This window comes from Arthrobacter sp. Rue61a, from assembly GCF_000294695.2.
Classification (GTDB): domain Bacteria; phylum Actinomycetota; class Actinomycetes; order Actinomycetales; family Micrococcaceae; genus Arthrobacter; species Arthrobacter aurescens_A.
In genome coordinates, this window is the sequence record NC_018531.1 from 4,190,308 (window position 1) to 4,207,610 (window position 17,303).

17 protein-coding genes and 1 tRNA gene are annotated in these 17,303 nt (G+C 63.6%); 13 read left to right on the top strand and 5 right to left on the bottom strand.

What is annotated here, in order from left to right; all coding sequences use genetic code 11:
• Nucleotides 1–257 precede the first annotated feature (257 nt).
• The gene (gene dcd, locus ARUE_RS19120) at nt 258–833 is read right to left on the bottom strand and encodes a dCTP deaminase (protein ID WP_011776299.1); all 576 of its coding nucleotides are present in this window, start codon (nt 831–833) and stop codon (nt 258–260) included.
• A 118-nt stretch (nt 834–951) separates the two neighbouring features.
• Between dcd and ARUE_RS24815 the strand changes: the two genes are divergently transcribed.
• Nucleotides 952–2,937 carry a CAP domain-containing protein gene (locus ARUE_RS24815; RefSeq protein WP_286139812.1) on the top strand — a complete coding sequence of 662 codons (1,986 nt, stop codon included), beginning with the start codon at nt 952–954 and terminating at the stop codon, nt 2,935–2,937.
• Nucleotides 2,938–3,061: 124 nt separating this feature from the next.
• Here the strand turns inward: ARUE_RS24815 and ARUE_RS19130 are convergent, their stop codons facing one another.
• Complete coding sequence (locus tag ARUE_RS19130) at nt 3,062–3,505, bottom strand: SRPBCC family protein (RefSeq protein ID WP_014922947.1); 444 nt, start codon at nt 3,503–3,505, stop codon at nt 3,062–3,064.
• 215 nt (nt 3,506–3,720) lie between these two features.
• Here ARUE_RS19130 and ARUE_RS19135 point away from each other — a divergent pair, with 215 nt between their 5' ends.
• The 5 genes from ARUE_RS19135 (at nt 3,721) to ARUE_RS19150 (ending at nt 7,392) form a co-directional block, all read left to right on the top strand.
• On the top strand, nt 3,721–5,235 hold the full coding sequence (locus tag ARUE_RS19135; protein WP_043470741.1) for a M15 family metallopeptidase: 1,515 nt from the start codon (nt 3,721–3,723) through the stop codon (nt 5,233–5,235).
• Nucleotides 5,236–5,323: 88 nt separating this feature from the next.
• Nucleotides 5,324–5,397, top strand: a tRNA-Gly gene (locus ARUE_RS19140).
• Nucleotides 5,398–5,547: 150 nt separating this feature from the next.
• On the top strand, nt 5,548–6,009 hold the full coding sequence (locus ARUE_RS19145; RefSeq protein ID WP_011776303.1) for a nuclear transport factor 2 family protein: 462 nt from the start codon (nt 5,548–5,550) through the stop codon (nt 6,007–6,009).
• Between the two features lie 94 nt (nt 6,010–6,103).
• Nucleotides 6,104–6,238, top strand: a complete 135-nt coding sequence (locus ARUE_RS24820; RefSeq protein WP_011776304.1) for a hypothetical protein — start codon at nt 6,104–6,106, stop codon at nt 6,236–6,238.
• On the top strand, nt 6,235–7,392 hold the full coding sequence (locus ARUE_RS19150) for a N(5)-(carboxyethyl)ornithine synthase (protein ID WP_014922949.1): 1,158 nt from the start codon (nt 6,235–6,237) through the stop codon (nt 7,390–7,392). Before ARUE_RS24820 ends, ARUE_RS19150 begins: the two co-directional genes overlap by 4 nt.
• A 51-nt stretch (nt 7,393–7,443) precedes the next feature.
• On the opposite strand, the gene ARUE_RS19155 is transcribed toward ARUE_RS19150, so the two are convergent.
• Entirely contained in the window at nt 7,444–8,829 is a 1,386-nt protein-coding gene (locus ARUE_RS19155; protein ID WP_014922950.1) for an MFS transporter, read from the bottom strand.
• Nucleotides 8,830–8,995: 166 nt separating this feature from the next.
• On the opposite strand from ARUE_RS19155, the gene ARUE_RS19160 reads away from it, so the two are divergent.
• From ARUE_RS19160 to ARUE_RS19170, 3 genes are all read left to right on the top strand, one after another.
• Nucleotides 8,996–9,850, top strand: a complete 855-nt coding sequence (locus ARUE_RS19160) for a LysR substrate-binding domain-containing protein (RefSeq protein ID WP_011776307.1) — start codon at nt 8,996–8,998, stop codon at nt 9,848–9,850.
• Nucleotides 9,851–9,990: 140 nt separating this feature from the next.
• Nucleotides 9,991–10,557 (top strand): GNAT family N-acetyltransferase, encoded by a 567-nt coding sequence (locus tag ARUE_RS19165; protein WP_014922951.1) that lies wholly within the window; start codon nt 9,991–9,993, stop codon nt 10,555–10,557.
• Nucleotides 10,558–10,766: 209 nt separating this feature from the next.
• Nucleotides 10,767–11,540, top strand: a complete 774-nt coding sequence (locus ARUE_RS19170) for a sugar phosphate isomerase/epimerase family protein (RefSeq protein WP_011776309.1) — start codon at nt 10,767–10,769, stop codon at nt 11,538–11,540.
• On the opposite strand, the gene ARUE_RS19175 is transcribed toward ARUE_RS19170, so the two are convergent.
• Together ARUE_RS19175 and ARUE_RS19180 are read right to left on the bottom strand one after the other, a co-directional pair.
• Nucleotides 11,537–12,289 (bottom strand): alpha/beta hydrolase, encoded by a 753-nt coding sequence (locus ARUE_RS19175; protein WP_014922952.1) that lies wholly within the window; start codon nt 12,287–12,289, stop codon nt 11,537–11,539. The two genes, ARUE_RS19170 and ARUE_RS19175, sit on opposite strands and share 4 nt — an antisense overlap.
• Complete coding sequence (locus ARUE_RS19180; RefSeq protein WP_014922953.1) at nt 12,286–13,323, bottom strand: LacI family DNA-binding transcriptional regulator; 1,038 nt, start codon at nt 13,321–13,323, stop codon at nt 12,286–12,288. Before ARUE_RS19180 ends, ARUE_RS19175 begins: the two co-directional genes overlap by 4 nt.
• A gap of 195 nt (nt 13,324–13,518) precedes the next feature.
• Between ARUE_RS19180 and ARUE_RS19185 the strand changes: the two genes are divergently transcribed.
• The 4 genes from ARUE_RS19185 (at nt 13,519) to ARUE_RS24510 (ending at nt 17,301) form a co-directional block, all read left to right on the top strand.
• A complete protein-coding gene (locus tag ARUE_RS19185; RefSeq protein WP_026543316.1) occupies nt 13,519–14,688 on the top strand; it encodes a Gfo/Idh/MocA family protein in 1,170 nt (389 codons plus the stop codon).
• Entirely contained in the window at nt 14,688–15,902 is a 1,215-nt protein-coding gene (locus ARUE_RS19190) for a dihydrodipicolinate synthase family protein (RefSeq protein WP_014922955.1), read from the top strand. Before ARUE_RS19185 ends, ARUE_RS19190 begins: the two co-directional genes overlap by 1 nt.
• Nucleotides 15,899–16,741 (top strand): sugar phosphate isomerase/epimerase family protein, encoded by an 843-nt coding sequence (locus tag ARUE_RS19195; RefSeq protein ID WP_011776313.1) that lies wholly within the window; start codon nt 15,899–15,901, stop codon nt 16,739–16,741. The genes ARUE_RS19190 and ARUE_RS19195 overlap by 4 nt, the downstream gene beginning before the upstream one ends.
• Before the next feature lie 389 nt (nt 16,742–17,130).
• Nucleotides 17,131–17,301 carry a hypothetical protein gene (locus ARUE_RS24510; RefSeq protein ID WP_043470743.1) on the top strand — a complete coding sequence of 57 codons (171 nt, stop codon included), beginning with the start codon at nt 17,131–17,133 and terminating at the stop codon, nt 17,299–17,301.
• The last annotated feature ends 2 nt before the right edge of the window (nt 17,302–17,303 follow it).

The following is a 17,303-nucleotide window of genomic DNA, read 5'->3' on the forward strand; positions in this document are numbered from 1 at the left end:
GCCCCATCAGCACTCACCGAGGGGCGAGATCTCAACCGAAAGACCAACCCAAAGTGCCGAGAGCTAACCCCTCGGCAACAAAACTGGAGGGCACAGGGAAAGCCGCTTCCTTCAGGCCACCAACCTCCACCGAGGGGCGAGATCTCAACCGAGAGACCAACCCAAAGTGCCGAGAGCTAACCCCTCGGCGCGAGAGGTGAGCAAGAGGAGCGCGAGAGCTAACCCTCGACCCCTCGGCGCATCAAGCATCAAAAGAGCTAGATGGACGTCCGGTGGAAATTCTGGTGGCTGCGGCTTGCAGTTGGTCCGCGCTGGCCCTGGTAGCGGTTACCGTACTCGCCGGAACCGTAGGGGTGCTCCGCCGAGGACGTCAGGCGGAAGAAGCACAGCTGGCCGATCTTCATGCCCGGCCACAGTTTGATGGGCAAGGTTGCCACGTTGGAGAGCTCCAAGGTCACGTGACCCGAGAAACCGGGATCGATGAAGCCAGCCGTCGAGTGTGTCAGCAGCCCCAGGCGTCCAAGGGATGATTTCCCCTCAAGACGCGCAGCGATGTCGTCGGCCAGGCTGACAGTTTCATAAGTGGATCCGAGCACAAACTCACCGGGGTGCAGGATGAAGGGCTCGTCGCCTTCCACTTCCACCAGCCGGGTCAGTTCGGGCTGTTCCTCTGCGGGGTCGATGTGGGCGTATTTATGGTTGTCGAAGAGCCGGAAAAACCGGTCAATCCGCACGTCCACGGAGGACGGCTGAACCATCGCGGGGTCGTACGGTTCAAGAACAATCCGTTGGGAGTCTATTTCGGCACGAATATCGCGGTCAGAGATCAGCACAGCATCAAAAATACCCCATGCATTGTCCGCGCCGCCCCATGGGACTATAGTTCCCGGACATGTAGAACCGCGCCCGTACCTGGGGGCAACGAGCATTCGCGGGGTAAAAGTGAGAAAAATGGCAGCGCCTGCCGCTATCGTGCTGGCCTGCGCGCTGGCGCTGGGGGTGGCCGCATCCAGCCAGATTCTCCCGTCCACCCAGACGGTCCCCGGCCCCACTGCCAGCCCGTCGTCCGGCGTTCCGTCAGGACTGACGGCACCGAAAGAAACCACGACGGCGGACCCCGCACCTTCAGCGCCGCTCCCGGCGGCCGGTACCGCGTCCAATCCCACCACTGTGCCCGCCCCTGCCCCCGCGACACCGGAGCCTGCACCAAGCGCCGGAACGGAAACCGACTCGGACAGCGGACCCGTGGCGGTGGATCCCGTGTTTGAAACGCCACCTCCTGTGCCCAACATCGGGCCATCCTGGGGGCCGGACAACCCCTCGGAGACGGGTGCCACCGATCCACCGGCAACGGAGCCGGCTCCACAGGAGACCGCTACTACTGTCCCGGCCGAACCCACGCCGACGGCCCCGGCCGTCGGGCCCAGCCCGGCTGCGTCTCCCACGCCAACAGCGCCTACGGAAACGGCGTCCGCGACTCCCTTCCCAACAGAAACGGCATCCTCCACAGAACCAGCACCAACAGAGACGTCGGCCCCAACACAACCGGCCCCCACAGAAACCACGTCACCCGCTCCAACACCCACACCCGAAACCACCACAACACCACCCACCACCCCCTTCCCGGGCAAGGCCCCCAGCGGCGAGGCAGATCCGGGAAACGGTGCGCTTGCCCTCCTCCCGGACAGCAACACAGCTGCGATCCTGACGGTCTTCAACGCGATCAACAGCTACCGCGCATCGCTTGGTCTGGCACCGGTGAAGTATCACGCGACGGTGGCGAGCCTGGCCCAGGACTGGTCCAACAACATCGCGACGCGTGAGGTGATCCAGCACCGCGCCAACTTCTGGACGGATCCTCGGGCGCTCAATCCGAACAATGGCGCGGGTGAAGTCATCGCTGTCCGCTGGGACCGTGACGCGGCCCAGCTTGTGGAGTGGTGGAAGGGTTCGCCGGGTCACGATGCTCTTCTCCGTGATCCCCGGTTCAACGTCATGGGCATAGGTATCACGTACACGGATGGCAATTGGCAGACCACCCCTAACCGTTACACGCTGTGGGGTGTGGTGAATTTCTTCGGCTACACAACGTTGCCGGCTGGGACCACAACGAGCCCCGGCGGTACTGTTCCGCCTCCAACTGACCCTGTGGGTGTCTGCGAACCTGGCAGCAAGCACCAGCCACCCACCCTCAACTTGAGCGCGGCATCGATCAGCAGCGCAGCCGACCTCGTGTCGATCGCCGGCGACGGCTCCGTGGTTGCGTACCCATCATGGGGCGGCGGCCGGTACGGAGGCGGCAAGAGGATCGGCGTGGGGTTCACCGGACTCAAGGACCTCTTCATTGTGGACTGGGACCGGGATGGTGTGTTTGACCTGATCTCCCAAAGACTCGACGGCGCGCTCTTGGTGTATCCCGGTCTTCAGGCAGGTGGGTTCAAGTATCCTGTTGCGCTTGGCCAGGGCTGGGGGACGCTGAACATCGCTGTGGGCACTTGGTGCGCCAACAACCGGCTTCCCCAGATAGTTGCCATGGATTCGGGCGGCAACCTGTACCTCTATAAGAATGCGGGCCTGGCCTATATTCGTGCGCAGGCGGCGATTGGAACGGGCTTCCCTGCAATCAGGCTGAGCATGGTGGATTACAACGCCGACGGATTCCAGGATCTGCTCACAACCGAGGCAAACGGCACCCTCCGGCTGTATCGCGGCAGCGGGCTGGGCACGCCCAAGCAGGAATCCCGTCCGGTAGTGGGTGCAGAATGGACCGACTACATAGGGCTGCGGGCGCTGCGCGGGGTGACGGGTCCCGACTCGACGGGTATTGCCGGACTGGACCGCAATGGTGTTGTTGAGTATTGGGATCTCAACACCGGACGCCTGACTACGCCTGTGACCATCGGTATCGGCTGGGGCGGGCTGAAGTTCGCCCAATAAAGCGGAAACCGGCGCACCCAACCGGCGGACCGCCGTCGTACGCCAACCGCGGCGTCCCGGACAAAACCAACCGCGGCGTCCCGGACAAAACCAACCGCGGCGTCCCGGACGAAACCAACCGCGGCTAAACGGACGAGTCGGCTTCGATCGCAACCTTGAGTTGTTCCAGCTGCGCCACTTCGCCCTCAAGGGTTTTTTGGATCATGCCGTTCATGAGCTTCCGCAGGCCCTTGGGGTGGTATTCGAGCGCGAAGCGAAGCCGAGTGGTGTTGCCTTCTGTACTGAGGTAGTAGCCTCCGGTTGGCCGGGCGGGTCCTGCCACTACGGCATAGCGGACTTCGGCGCCGGGACGGGCGTCCGTGATCTTGAAGTCGGCGGCTACGGGGCGGCCGCCTGGCCCGGAAACGGTCTGCTGGTAGAGGGCGCCCTTCTGCCCGCGTATCCCGGAGCGAAGCGAAATGCTCCGTATCCCAGTTCGCCACAGGGAGTTGTTCATTCCGTCCATGAGGAATCCGTACACGGTCATGGCGTCCCTGCTGATCACCACTTCATTAGCTGCGAATGCCACGGAAACCTCTTTCGGCGTACGGTCGAATGTCGTAGCCCGGTTCCCCATACACAGCAGCTAACATCTTCAGAATAGTCAGCGGCAGGCGCCTGCGACACACGACTGCCGAGCCTTGACCGAATGGTTACCTGCCAATTTTCCGGGGCACTGCTGACAGGCGGCCCCAGGCCCGGTAGAGTGCCGTGCGGCTGGCAACAAGCAAATTGGGGGGCGTTATGCGAAGTCACATCCGTTCGGGTTCCATGGGGAACGCACGACGACGGCTGGCGGCTTGCGCTGCTGTCTTCAGCCTGGCGGTGGCTGGCGGCGTCGTGGCTGCAGCGCCTGCCACGGCTGCGCCGACTCAAGCTGTCACCACCACAGCACCGGCCGCCGTCGCCCAAACAGCGGTCCCCACCACAGCGAATCCGCTGCCGAGCGTCGATCCTGTGGGCGATCCCGCGAACCTCTCTGTCTTGGTCAATAAGTCCCGGCCACTGAACCCGGTGAGCTACGCTCCTGGCGACCTGGTCAACGCCCGCGGTTCCGGACAGTATCTGCGGGCCGAGGCTGCGGCATGGCTCAATGGTTTGTTCCAAGGTGCGGCCGATGCCGGCACAGGCGGGCTGGCGGTAGTGAGCGGTTACCGCTCCTACGCTCAGCAGCAGCAGGTCTACTCCTATTACGTCAGCATCTACGGCCAGGCCCAGGCTGACCTCATTTCCGCACGTCCTGGGCACAGCGAACACCAGACGGGGCTCGCCGTGGACGTCGGAAACGCCAACGGTTCCTGCGGCCTCAGCACCTGCTTCGGGGACACTGCCGCAGGTATCTGGGTGGCGGCGAATGCCCACAGGTACGGCTTCATAGTCCGGTACCCCAACGGCTACACCAATGTCACGGGGTACAGCTACGAGCCGTGGCATTTGCGCTACGTCGGGGTGGATCTGGCCACCGACATGAAGCGCCGCGGCTTCCCCACCATGGAGCAATACTTCGCCGGCAACCCCACCGCATATGCAAGCATCACCTCCGGCGCTGACCTGGTTGCTGCGGACTCCTCGGGCCGGCTCCTTCGCTACCCTGCACACGGCGGTGGCGGCTACGGCATTCCTTCTGTGATCGGCTCCAACTGGCATGGTGTGAAGCAGGCCTTCGTGGTGGACTGGGACGCTGATGGCGTCTACGACATCCTTGCGCAGTGGGACAACGGCACGTTGGGCTTGTTCAAGGGTTGGCCTGGCGGTGCTTTTTCCACTCAGATCGTGGTGGGAACGGGTGATTGGGACAAGATGACCATCACCGTGGGCAAATGGTCCGCCGCGCAGGGGTACCCGGGCATTGTGGGGTATTTCCCGGATGGCGGTCTCCGGTACTACCCCAATACTTCGGGCAGGGCTTTGAGCTACCGGGTGGATATCGGGAGTGGTTGGGCAGGCATGGGCCTGACCATGGCCGACTGGAATGCCGACGGCGCCAACGACATCCTGGCAATCACCACCTCCGGGCATTTGCTCAGCTACCCGGGCAACGGCGGGGGTGGTTTCGCGGGCCTTCCCGCCACTGTTGGTTCCGGCTGGGGCACCATGAAGGCACTGGTTCCGAGCTTCGGTTTGTCCGGTCCGGGTACGCGCAGCATCACTGCGCAAACCGTGGACGGTTACCTCGTGGACTACGCGCTGGGCGTAGGTGTGTGGGGTGCTCAGCGCCAAGTGGGCAACGGCTGGAACGGCATGAAGCTGTTTAGATAAGGGGATGGTCGCCCATCGGTGCGCCGGTCATGAGGAGCCCTGTAACTGCGCTAAGCTAGGACTCGCTCAGGGGATTTTCCCGGGCAACGCGGGCGTAGCTCAATGGTAGAGCGCTAGCTTCCCAAGCTCGATACGCGGGTTCGATTCCCGTCGCCCGCTCCAAGAAAACCCCGGATCCAACGATCCGGGGTTTCTTTGTTCCCAAGACATGCTCGACGACGACACTCACCAAAGAGGGCCGTTTACCCGTCGACCGGGAGGCCTCGCGAGCCTAAACTCTTACGTACATCCACCTATCCGGGAGGTCCTCCAATGACTCTCGCCGACGATGCTGGGGCGGGTCCGCTCGCCGTCATCAACCGCCTGCTGGAAGCTACGAACAAGCACGATCTTGAAGCCTTGGCTGAGTGTTTCGCGCCGGGCTACGTCAACGAAACACCGGCCCACCCCACCCGGGGATTCACGGGACGGGACACTATCCGCAGCAATTGGGAGCAACTCTTCACAGGTGTACCGGACATCGCAGCCCGCATGCTGTCCCACAGCGTGAGCGGCGGAAGTGTGTGGACAGAGTTGCATTTGAAGGGTGCCCGCCGTGACGGCACCCCGCATGAGATGACCGGCGTCATTATCTTCGGCGTGGACCAGGGCATCATCAGCAGCGCCCGTTTCTACCTTGAACCCGTGGAGCAGGTTGTGACCGTGGACGATACCGCGGAACGCGTCACTCACCGCGTGACGCATGGCCGACCGGCGGTTCAGCCCACCCAATAGGCAGAGGGCCGCGTGACTCCGGCCACAGCACTATCCGGGGAGGTGTATCGTCAGGAGTCAGGAGCCATTTCGGCTCCGCTCTAAGGGAGCCATCATGGGCGACAAATCACCGCGCCAAACTGCATCGAAGAAATCCAGCAAATCCATCAAGGAAAAACGCGCGGATAAGCGGGCTTCCGAGTCCTCCGCCACCGAGGCGGCAAAGCCTTCTACCGGCAACAAGAAGTGACCGCGCCAACCGGCCAGCTGAGCATAGGCGTCCTGGCTTCCTCGCTGAAGCCCAATGAGCGCCGCCTGCCGATCCACCCGCAGCATCTGGAGCGCATTGCACCGGAAGTCCGGCAACAGCTCCGCTTTGAACATGGCTACGGCGAGCGGTTCGGTGTCCCGGACAGCAAGCTTGAGTCGCTTGTGGGCGGGCTTGGTACACGTCAGGAGTTGATCGCCACTAACGATGTTATCCTCCTGCCCAAGCCGCAGGCCCAGGACTTGGCGGAGCTCCGTGACGGCCAAACTTTGTGGGGCTGGCCGCACTGCGTGCAGGACCGGGCGATCACCCAGTTGGCGATCGACAAGAAGCTCACGCTCATTGCTTTTGAGGCGATGAACCACTGGGCGGGCGACGGTGGCTTCGGCCTCCACGTCTTCCACAAGAACAACGAGCTCGCCGGGTACTGCTCCGTGCTGCACGCCCTGGCCCTGACGGGTTCCACCGGCGACTACGGCCGCCGGCTCAGCGCCGTCGTGATTGGTTTCGGAGCCACCGCCCGCGGTGCCGTCACCGCGCTCAATGCCCATGGCGTCCATGACGTCCAGGTCCTTACCAACCGTGGCGTTGCCGCCGTCGGATCTCCGATCCATTCAGTGCGGATCGTGCAGTTCGACCACGACAGCAAGGCGCCGTTCCTCAGCGAAGTCATCACGGACAAGGGGCGCAAGCCCTTGGCGCCGTTCTTGGCCGCGGCGGACATCGTGGTCAATTGCACCCTGCAGGATCCGAACGCCCCGCTGACCTACCTGCGGACGGAGGACCTGGCGGAATTCCAGCCGGACAGCCTGATCGTGGATGTTTCCTGCGACGAAGGCATGGGTTTCAGCTGGGCGCGGACCACCACGTTCGACGAGCCCATGTTCCGCGTGGGCGGGCACGTCAACTACTACGCCGTGGACCACAGCCCGTCATATCTTTGGAACTCGGCCAGCTGGGAAATCAGTGAGGCCCTGCTTCCATTCTTGGAAACCGTGGTGTCGGGACCGGACGGATGGGACGCCAATGAGACCGTCTCCCGGGCCATCGAAATCCGTGAAGGTGTCATCCGCAATCCGGACGTCCTGGAGTTCCAGGGCCGATCCGCGGAGTACCCGCACCTACCTGTGGCCTAGCGCCACGCAGAATGAAGCGCCCCCCGGTTTGCCGGGGGGCGCTTCGACTGTTTAGACGGTCTGCGGCTCCCGCACGATCCGCAGCACCCGACGCCGATCCCGCAGGTCTACTTTGATGTGCAGGGATGACTTCCGGGCCAGTACGACGGCGACTACCGCAGCTGCGATGGCCGGCACGCCACCGGAGATCAGGACGGCCAGGTGCGGACCGAGGTGCTCGGCGAGCCAACCCATCATGGGACCGCCGATTGCCTGGCCGCCGATCAGCACCACCAGGTACAGGCTCATGACACGGCCGCGAATGCTCATGTTGGAGCTGGTCTGCACCATTTGGTTGGCCGCGGTGAGGAACATCAGACACCAGAATCCGGCCAGGACCATGGTGACGCTGAACCACACCATGGTTGGCATGAGCGAGGAAACACAGAGCATCAGGCCGTACAACCCGGCGGACGTCACCACCGAGCGCAACCGCAACTGACGACGGCGGGTGGACGCTACCGCACCGGTCAGCGCACCGAGCGCAACCATGGCGTTCAGCAGGCCGTAGCCTCCGGCACCGGCGTCGTACACGTGGTCCGCGAACGCGGCCAGCAGCACCGGCAGGCTCATCGCGAAAACTGCCACGAAGCCGGCCATCAACCATGGCCAGTAGATGGTTGGCTTGCTCAGCGCGTAGTTGAGGCCTTCGCGCAGCATTCCTTTCTTGCGGGGCGTCGGCTGGCTGAGGTGCAGCTGGTCCTTGCGGAGGATCAGCAGCATGGCCACCGTGGAGCAGCACGCCACGGCGTTGGCGGCGAAGGCCCAGCCGGCACCAACTGCTGTGAGCAGCACACCGGCCAGGGCGGGACCGATCAGTCCACCGAGCTGGAAGGTGGTGGAGTTCACGCTGATGGCGTTCCGCAGGTACTTGGGGCCCACGAGTTCGTTGACGAACACTTGCCGGGCCGGCTGGTCCAGGACGGTCACAAAGCCCAAAACCAGGGCGATGACGTACACGTGCCACACTTCTACGCGCTGGCTTAGGGAGAGCACCGCGAGCACGGCTGCGAGTACCGCTGCCGCCGACTGGCAGATGATGAGGATCTTACGCTTGGCAAAGCGGTCGGCGATCATGCCGCCCCACGGACCAAGGAAAAGCGACGGCATGAACTGCAGCGCCACAGTGATTCCGACGGCGGTGACGGAACCGGACAGCTGGAGCACCATCCAGTCCTGGGCGATGCGCTGCATCCAGATGGCGATCACGGCAATAAAGTGGCCGATTGCGAAGATCCTGAAGTTGGGGACTTTCAGGGATATGAAGGTATGCCGCCAGGGCAGCTTTTCGCTCACGACGGCGAGTGGCTGGGTGACGGTGTCCGGCGGCTGAGGCGCGGAGAGGGAATCGATGACGGGCTGGCTGACGTCTGCCGCTGAAGGCGGTGGGGGTGCCAAAAGTAGTCCTCGGATCGAGAGTTTCGGTGGGATACGTTTAACGCTATGGTTGCCAGCAGCAATTATGGAAGCGTATTGCGCCTATAACTAGCATTGCGGAATGCAATGAGCCCTCTCCACCGGCGCAGTACTCCGGCCCGGCGCTGACCTGCGCTTTAGGAGTTACGTGTTCGAACCTGTCCAGCTCCGTTCCTTTTTGGCCGTCGCAGAGACGCTGAGTTTCACCAAGGCTGCAGAGCGCCTGGGGCTGGCACAGCCCACAGTCAGCCAGCATGTCCGCAAGCTCGAGGCTTCCGCCAAACGGGTGTTGGTTGCCCGCGATACGCGCGAGGTCCGGCTCACCGACAACGGCGATGCCATGGCCGGATTTGCCCGCAGCATCCTGGCCGCCCACGACTCCGCTGCCCGCTACTTTTCCGGTTCAGCCATGCGCGGGCGGCTCCGCTTTGGCACTGCCGACGACCTCGCTATCACCGGCCTTCCCCGGATCCTTCGCGAGTTCCGGCAGCTGTACCCACAGATCAACTTGGAGCTCACCGTCAGCCAAAGCGACCAGCTCTACAAGCGACTCAACGCCGGGCAACTGGACCTGGTGTTCGTGAAGTGGGTGGCCGGGGCGAAGGAAGGCACCGTGGTCCGGCACGACAACTTCGCCTGGGTGGGCGTCGAGCAGACCGTGCTGGAACCCGGGGCACCCGTCCCCCTCATCGCCTACCCCGCCCCAAGCCTCAGCCGAAAACTTGCCATCGACGCTTTGGAAGCCGAGGGCCGGACCTGGCGGATCACCTGCAGCACCAAGCAAATCAGTGGCGTGCTCGCTGCTGTGCGCGCCGGTATTGGAGTTGCGGTAATGCCCGCATCCTTGGTGCCGGAGGACTTGAAGGTCATCACCCAGAGGTTCGGCCTACCCCCGGTGGGTGACGTCGATTTCACGCTGATCCGCAATCCGCTGGCCAACGCTGAAGTGATCGACGCCCTCACTCAGGCCATCATGGGCCGGACGTTGAGTAAGTCGAACTAGTGGACAGGGCGGCTTGGCCGGCTGCGGTCCACCAGCGACGGTCGGGGTGGGAATGCGACTTTCGAAGGCGGCGGGTTGAGGACGCCGAAAGCGACCAGAACATCCGAAGCCTGAGCTGACGGCCGTAGTACGCTCACCCAATGATTCACGCTGAGCTAACACGTCCATCGTCAAGCCTCCATGCGTCCTGGCTGGAAAGCTGGGACGAGTGGGGAACCCTTGACCAAGACGGCTCCGCGGCTTTTCTGGCAGCCCGCTACGAGCTGGATCTCCGCGACAGCAAGCACTTCGCCCAGTGGGTTGAACTGCTGCACCGCATGCCCTTGGCAGAATTCCAGCCTCCTGAAGGCGTGGTCAACCAAAGCACCATCTGGGTGGTGGAGGGCAATTCGTATCTGGGTTCCACTAGTCTCAGGCACGCCCTTTCGAGTGAGTATCTGACCGAGGTGGGAGGACATATCGGGTATGGAATCCGGCCGAGCGCCAGGGGCCGGGGGCTCGCCAAGCTTGCACTCAATGGGGCCCTCCAGGAAGGGCGCGCCCTGGGGATGGAGCGCGTCATGGTCACCTGCAAGCAGTCCAACCCGGCTTCCGCCCGCACCATCGAGGCCTGCGGCGGAATCCTTGAAGGCGTCCGCCCACCGGAGAGTTTCAGCCCGGACCTGGGCATCACCGAGCCCATTCGTCGTTACTGGATAGATCTCTAGCCCACAAAAGTGCGCGGTCAAGGTCATTGCTGACTCGCACGTACACCGCACCCATTTCCGCCGAATGCACCCGTAACCTCTGGTGCGCACGGCGGGAAAGGGCGCGGCAAAGGTACTTGAGGGGTGCGCACCGCGGGAGTGGGTGCGCAAAATGTTCAACAGGCGATACGCCCTTACTGGGTAAGCGCATTCCCGGTATCCTGTGAAGCATGATCGACCTCACCACGCTGGCTGACCTCACGCCTGGCATTTGCTCCGTCACTCTCCGCTCACACGGGATTGACGATGTGGTCCGGATTTCCTCGGACGCAGGCTTGGCCGGCATCGAATGGGGAACGGATGTGCACGTCAGCGATCCCGGTTCAGCTGCGCACGCGAGGGAAGCCACGGAGGCGGCTGGACTCAGCGTCCTGTCGTTGGGTTCGTACTACCGGTGCGGCGCATTCGGAGACTTCACCCGCGACCTGGACCTCGCTGCAGCGCTCGGAGCCCCCCGCGTCAGGGTGTGGGCCGGTGAACTCGGTTCGGCGGACGCCAGCCAGGAGCACTGGGATGCGATCGTGAAGGACACTCGGCGAATCGCGGACCTCGCGTCCGAGCGCGGAATCGCCATCGCGTTCGAGTACCACGGCCGAACCCTCACGGACTCCCCCGCCACCACTCTTGAACTCCTGAACCAGGTCAACCACGCCAACGTCGGCACTTACTGGCAGCCCGCCGTCGGGCTTTCAGACAAGCAGGCGCTGGAGTCCCTCCACGAAGTCTTGCCGCACCTGGTGGGCGTGCACTGTTTCTCGTGGGGGCCCCAAGCTGAGCGTTTCCCGCTTCGGAACCGGAAACTGCTGTGGCAGACCGTCACCGACGTCCTGCGCGGCAACGGCAAGGACATGGACATCATGCTGGAATTCGTGGAGGACGACCTTCCGGACAACGTGCTCAACGACGCCGCTTTCCTGCACACCATCACACTGGGTGAGGACTAAACGGCCCAGCCCATCCGGTGAAGCCATGCGGCACAAAGCACGGTCCACTGATCCGCGCCGGGCGTCCCCGTAGCCAAGCCAATGCCGTGGACACCGTTCGGAAATACGTGAAGCTCCACTGAAACGCCGGCCCTGCTCAGCGCTCCTGCAAACGCGAGGCTGTGGCTGACTGGAACGGATTCGTCGTCGGCAGTGTGCCATAGGAAAGCGGGCGGAGCGTCAGGCGTGACGTGCAGTTCCGTTGACAGCTCACGCAGGACTTCCGGCGTTGCGCCCACTCCTGCGAGGTTGTCCACAGACCCCTGATGCACGGAATCCACGAACGAAATCACCGGATAGCAGAGGATGCTGAGGTCTGGAACTGACGCATCAATATCCAGCCCGGGATCTCCAGTGAGCACGCCCACGGACAGCGTTGAAGCCAGATGCCCGCCGGCAGAAAACCCGAGGACCCCAACCCGCGCCGGATCGACGTTCAATCCATGATCACCATCGCGGATCCAGATCAAGGCTTGCTTGGTGGTGGCCAACGGCGCCGGGTGCCGATGCGGTGCCACGGGATATCGCAACACAAACGCGTGGATCCCCAGCGAGGCAAGCCATTCAGCCACCGGCTCGGCCTCGTGGTCGGCCTGCTTGGCGTAGCCTCCGCCGGGTAGCACCAGGACGGCGGGGGCCGCTCCGGTGGAACGCCCGACGGCGGGAATCACCGTGAGCGCCCGGGGCGCCTGGCCAGCGGCGGAGGTCATACTTGCGATTCGGCCGGGATCTCCGTGCTGCGGCGGAGCTTGACCGCGCCACTAACGGGAGGCGTGTCAGGATCTCCGGCAGCGAGGCGCCCAATGTCCTCCAGCGGCAGATGCACGGTGGACAAAGCCGGGCGGAAGTCCCGCAGGGTTTCGATGTCGTCAAAACCGGCGATGGTGGCGTCCCGGGGAATCCACACGCCTTCGGGCCGGAGCGCCGCTGTAACTCCAATGGCCATAACATCATTCACGGCGAAGATGCAGAGCCGCTCTTCGGAAGCCTTGATCCGCTCGGCGAGCGCCAGGCCGGCGTCGTATCCGCCGGCGCGGTTGAAGCCCGTGCGCATGATCTCTGCTTCGGGCCTGCCGGCGTCAGCGAGTCCGCGCTGGAAACCGCGGACACGGTCGTCGGAGGTGTACAGCCCTTCGGGACCTGCAACGATCAGGAACTCACCGTGGTGCGTGGCGGCCAGTTCCGCAGCGAGGCCTGCAGCAAGCTCCTCATTGGGGACTTTCACCACGTGGTAGCCCTCCGTAGTGGAAGCGCCAACCACCGGGTGGCCCACGACCCCCACGTGACCGCCGTTGCGGCAGTAACGGTCCAGTTCGGCGGCGAGTTCCACGTTGCCTTGCTTGTCCTCGGCGCGCACGGAGCGCGAGCCGGCGATCACGATCGAATCGGCACGCCGGGCGGCAAATGCGGCCACTGCTTCTTTTTCATCCGCGGGCGCGCCGGACGTGCTGGCCAGCAGCACCATGCGGTTCTGCTGGCGGGCTGCTTCCTGGACGCCACGTGCGATGGCGGAGAAATAGGGATCGGCGATGTCATGAACAATGAGGCCGATCAATCCGGAGCTGGATTTCGCCAGTGCCTGCGCCTGGGCGTTGGGTACGTAGCCGAGCTTGTCGGCGGCCTCGCGGACACGCTCTGCGATGTCCTCGGCGGGTTTGCGGGACGAGCCGTTCAGGACCCGGGATGCCGTGGCAAGGGAGACTCCTGCCAAACGGGCAACTTCACTCAGTGTGCTGGCGGCCACGCGGCCCTCCTTTTCTGCAAGCGTCGGGACTGGCGCTAAGGAAATTATGGCAGTTCTCGCTGAATTATGGGAAAGCGCTTGCCAACACGGCGCGCCATAGTGCATGATCGATGCAACGGGAATGCGCTTTCCCATATGAGAACAGCAAGCACCGGCATCCGCAGAGCGACCGGCACACAAGGCACTGGAGAAAACATGGGCTACGAAACAAAGACGATCCGCATCGCCATGAACGGCATTACCGGCCGTATGGGTTACCGCCAGCACCTGCTGCGGTCCATCCTGCCCATCCGCGACGCCGGCGGCTTCACCCTTGAAGACGGCACCAAGGTTCAGGTTGAGCCGATCCTGGTTGGACGCAACGAAGCCAAGATCCGCGAACTCGCCGAGCTCCACAAGGTCTCCGAATGGACCACTGACCTGGACGCCGTCATCGCTGACCCCACCGTTGACATCATCTTTGACGCCTCCATGACCAGCCTCCGCGCCGCCACCCTGAAGAAAGCAATGCGCGCCGGCAAGCACATCTTCACCGAGAAGCCCACGGCCGAGACCCTCGAAGAAGCCATCGAGCTGGCACAAATCGGCAAGGAAGCCGGCGTCACCGCAGGCGTTGTGCACGACAAGCTGTACCTCCCCGGGCTGGTGAAGCTCCGCCGCCTGGTGGATGAGGGCTTCTTCGGCCGCATCCTTTCCATCCGTGGCGAATTCGGCTACTGGGTCTTCGAAGGCGACGTCCAGGCTGCACAGCGTCCCTCCTGGAACTACCGCAAGGAAGACGGCGGTGGAATGACCACGGACATGTTCTGCCACTGGAACTACGTCCTTGAAGGCATCATCGGCAAGGTCAAGAGCGTCAACGCCAAGACCGCCACGCACATCCCCGCACGCTGGGACGAGGCAGGCAAGGAATACAAGGCCACCGCTGACGACGCTTCCTACGGCATCTTCGAACTGGAGACCCCGGGCGGCGACGACGTCATCGGCCAGATCAACTCCTCCTGGGCCGTCCGCGTCTACCGCGACGAACTGGTTGAGTTCCAGATCGACGGCACCCACGGTTCCGCCGTCGCCGGTTTGAACAAGTGCGTTGCGCAGCAGCGCGCCCACACCCCCAAGCCCGTCTGGAACCCGGACCTGCCCGTCACGGAATCCTTCCGCAGCCAGTGGCAGGAAGTTCCCGCCAACGCTGAACTGGACAACGGCTTCAAGCTGCAGTGGGAAGAATTCCTGCGCGACGTCGTCGCCGGCCGCGAGCACCGCTTCGGCCTGCTTTCGGCAGCACGCGGTGTGCAGCTGGCCGAGCTCGGCCTGCAGTCCTCGGCTGAGCGCCGCACCATCGACATCCCGGAGATCACCCTCTAATGACGTCACTGATTCTTCCCACCGACGACGGCGGCACCCGCGAGTACCGCCTTCAGGCAGCCACTTCGTGGGCCAAGCCGACCGCTCCTTTGACGGCCCGCCGCGCTTACGCCGCGGCCCACGTCATCCCTGAGGTCGCCGCGGACAACACTCCCGGCGCACCGGCTCAGCTCGATTGGGACGCCACGTTGGCCTACCGGCACGAGCTGTGGTCCTACGGGCTTGGCGTTGCTGACGCCATGGACACCGCGCAGCGCGGCATGGGCCTTGACTGGGCAGCCACCCAGCAGCTCATCAAGCGCACCGGAGCCGAGGCCGCCTCCGTTGTTGCAACGGGCAATGCTGCCATCACCGGCAAGTCCGTCCGCGACCTTGTCTCTTGCGGCGCAGGCACCGACCAGCTGGATATCACTGCCCTTCCCGAGGGAGCAGCGGGTATCCAGGCCGTCATCGACGCCTACCGCGAGCAGATCGCCGTCGTCAGCGAAGCCGGTCCCAAGGTCATCCTCATGGCGTCCCGCGCCCTGGCCAAGGTTGCCAACGGCGCTGACGACTACCTGCACGTCTACTCGACACTCCTGCAGGAAGTCGACCAGCCCGTCATCCTTCACTGGCTTGGCACTATGTTCGATCCCGCGCTGGCCGGCTACTGGGGTTCCGACGACGTCTCCGTTGCCACTGATACGTTCCTCAGCTTGATCCGCGAGCACTCGGACAAGGTTGACGGGGTGAAGGTTTCGCTGCTGGATGCTTCCCACGAGGTCGCCCTGCGCGCTGCACTTCCGGAAGGCGTCCGCCTCTACACCGGCGACGACTTCAACTACCCGGAACTGATCGACGGCGACCAAACGCACCACTCGGACGCCCTGCTGGGCATCTTCGCTGCCATCTACCCTGCCGCTTCGGTTGCCTTGCAAAAGTACGACGCCGGTCAGGGCACCGAAGGTCGCGCCATCCTTGACTCCACCCGTGAGCTCGGAAAGCACATCTTCAGCGCACCCACGTTCTACTACAAAACCGGCATCGCCTTCATGTCCTGGCTCAACGGCAAGCAGCCCGGCTTCCAGATGGTGGGCGGCCTGCACTCGGGTCGCTCCGTGCTGCACCTGGCTAAGACGTTTGAACTGGCCGATCAGGCCGGCTTGCTGAAGGATCCGTCGCTGGCCGCGTTCCGGATGTCCGACTTCCTGCGGATCAACGGGGTGGGCGCATGAGCGCGGACTTCTCCCGGCTGTCGCTGAACAGCGCCACCACCAAGAAGTGGACCCTGGCCGAAGCCGTGGATGGTTGCGCACGCGCGGGGATCCCCGCGATCGGACCGTGGCGTGACCGCGTGGCCGAGGCTGGCTTGGACAAGGCAGCGAAGCTGATCAAGGACGCAGGTCTCCGGGTTTCCTCGCTCTGCCGCGGTGGCTTCCTCACGGCGGCTGACGCTGAAGGACAGGCTGCAGCGCTGGCTGACAATTTTGAAGCCGTCCGTGAGGCAGTAGCGCTGGACACGCAGGAGCTGTTCCTGGTGGTTGGTGGGCTCGCTCCGGGTGAGAAGGACGTGGTGGCTGCACGCCAGCGCGTGGCCGACCGCCTTGAGGAACTTGTTCCGTTCGCTTCGGAGAACGGCGTGCGCCTGGTGCTGGAACCCCTGCACCCCATGTATGCCGCCGACCGCGCGCTCATCTCCACCCTTGGCCAGGCTCTCGATCTCGCCGCGCCGTACGACGCAAAGGCTGTCGGCGTCGCCGTCGATACCTTCCACGTCTGGTGGGATCCGGAACTGAAGGCGCAGATCGAACGCGCCGGCCGCGAAAATCGCATCGCCTCTTACCAGGTGTGCGACTTCAACCTGCCCATCGCTGCGGACGCGCTTTTGTCCCGCGGCATGATGGGCGACGGCGTCATCGACTTCGCCACCATCGGCACCTGGGTCAGGGACGCCGGATACACCGGCGACATCGAAGTTGAAATCTTCAACCAGGAAATCTGGGACGCCGACGGCGACACCGTCCTGGAAACCATGAAGCAGCGCTACGCGGAGCTGGTCCTCCCGTTCGCCTAACAACGTGGTCCTCCCGCGGATGCCCTAAGTTCCGCGGGAGGATCGCTCCAAAAAGCCAGCGGGCTCCTGCCAAGGTCACGGCAGGGGCCCGCTTTTGTGTCAGCGCCACCCATGTTTCAGCTTTGCTGGCTCGGGACTGTGCGGCCACCACCTACTTTGATTGCTGGCATCGGCGGACACGCCGCATTCTGGGCGTGTCGAGAGGCTTTGAGTTTCGAAGAAGGTGGTGACCGCACGCTCGTCTTTTGTGTCGGTTGTAAGTCCTCGAACGGGCAGGTGAGATAAGTGGTACACAGCGGAAACATTGCGTCGACGAGAGGAAACAATGGCCACCTACGCTGGTTTTACCTGGACAAAGACGTCCACGAAACCACTGAAAGGACACCACCATGATGCTCTTGAAGACCCTGAACTTTTTCCTCGACGCCAGCGGCAGCCATAGCGGATCCGGCGATTCCAACAGCGAACCCGCTCCTGCCTTTACTACCGAACGCCTGACCTCCAGCGCTTGGGAGGGTTGGTGGGACGACGCCGATCAGGGCTTCCCCGCCGAAGCCTGAGT

Excerpts from the sequence above, each read along its gene's own strand:
- ARUE_RS24815 (WP_286139812.1), top strand. The coding sequence starts at position 952 with ATGGCAGCGCCTGCCGCTATCGTGCTGGCCTGCGCGCTGGCGCTGGGG.
- ARUE_RS19135 (WP_043470741.1), top strand. The coding sequence starts at position 3,721 with ATGCGAAGTCACATCCGTTCGGGTTCCATGGGGAACGCACGACGACGG.
- ARUE_RS19145 (WP_011776303.1), top strand. The coding sequence starts at position 5,548 with ATGACTCTCGCCGACGATGCTGGGGCGGGTCCGCTCGCCGTCATCAAC.
- ARUE_RS24820 (WP_011776304.1), top strand. The coding sequence starts at position 6,104 with ATGGGCGACAAATCACCGCGCCAAACTGCATCGAAGAAATCCAGCAAA.
- ARUE_RS19165 (WP_014922951.1), top strand. The coding sequence starts at position 9,991 with ATGATTCACGCTGAGCTAACACGTCCATCGTCAAGCCTCCATGCGTCC.
- ARUE_RS19170 (WP_011776309.1), top strand. The coding sequence starts at position 10,767 with ATGATCGACCTCACCACGCTGGCTGACCTCACGCCTGGCATTTGCTCC.
- ARUE_RS19175 (WP_014922952.1), bottom strand. The coding sequence starts at position 12,289 with ATGACCTCCGCCGCTGGCCAGGCGCCCCGGGCGCTCACGGTGATTCCC.
- ARUE_RS19185 (WP_026543316.1), top strand. The coding sequence starts at position 13,519 with ATGGGCTACGAAACAAAGACGATCCGCATCGCCATGAACGGCATTACC.
- ARUE_RS19190 (WP_014922955.1), top strand. The coding sequence starts at position 14,688 with ATGACGTCACTGATTCTTCCCACCGACGACGGCGGCACCCGCGAGTAC.
- ARUE_RS19195 (WP_011776313.1), top strand. The coding sequence starts at position 15,899 with ATGAGCGCGGACTTCTCCCGGCTGTCGCTGAACAGCGCCACCACCAAG.
- ARUE_RS24510 (WP_043470743.1), top strand. The coding sequence starts at position 17,131 with ATGATGCTCTTGAAGACCCTGAACTTTTTCCTCGACGCCAGCGGCAGC.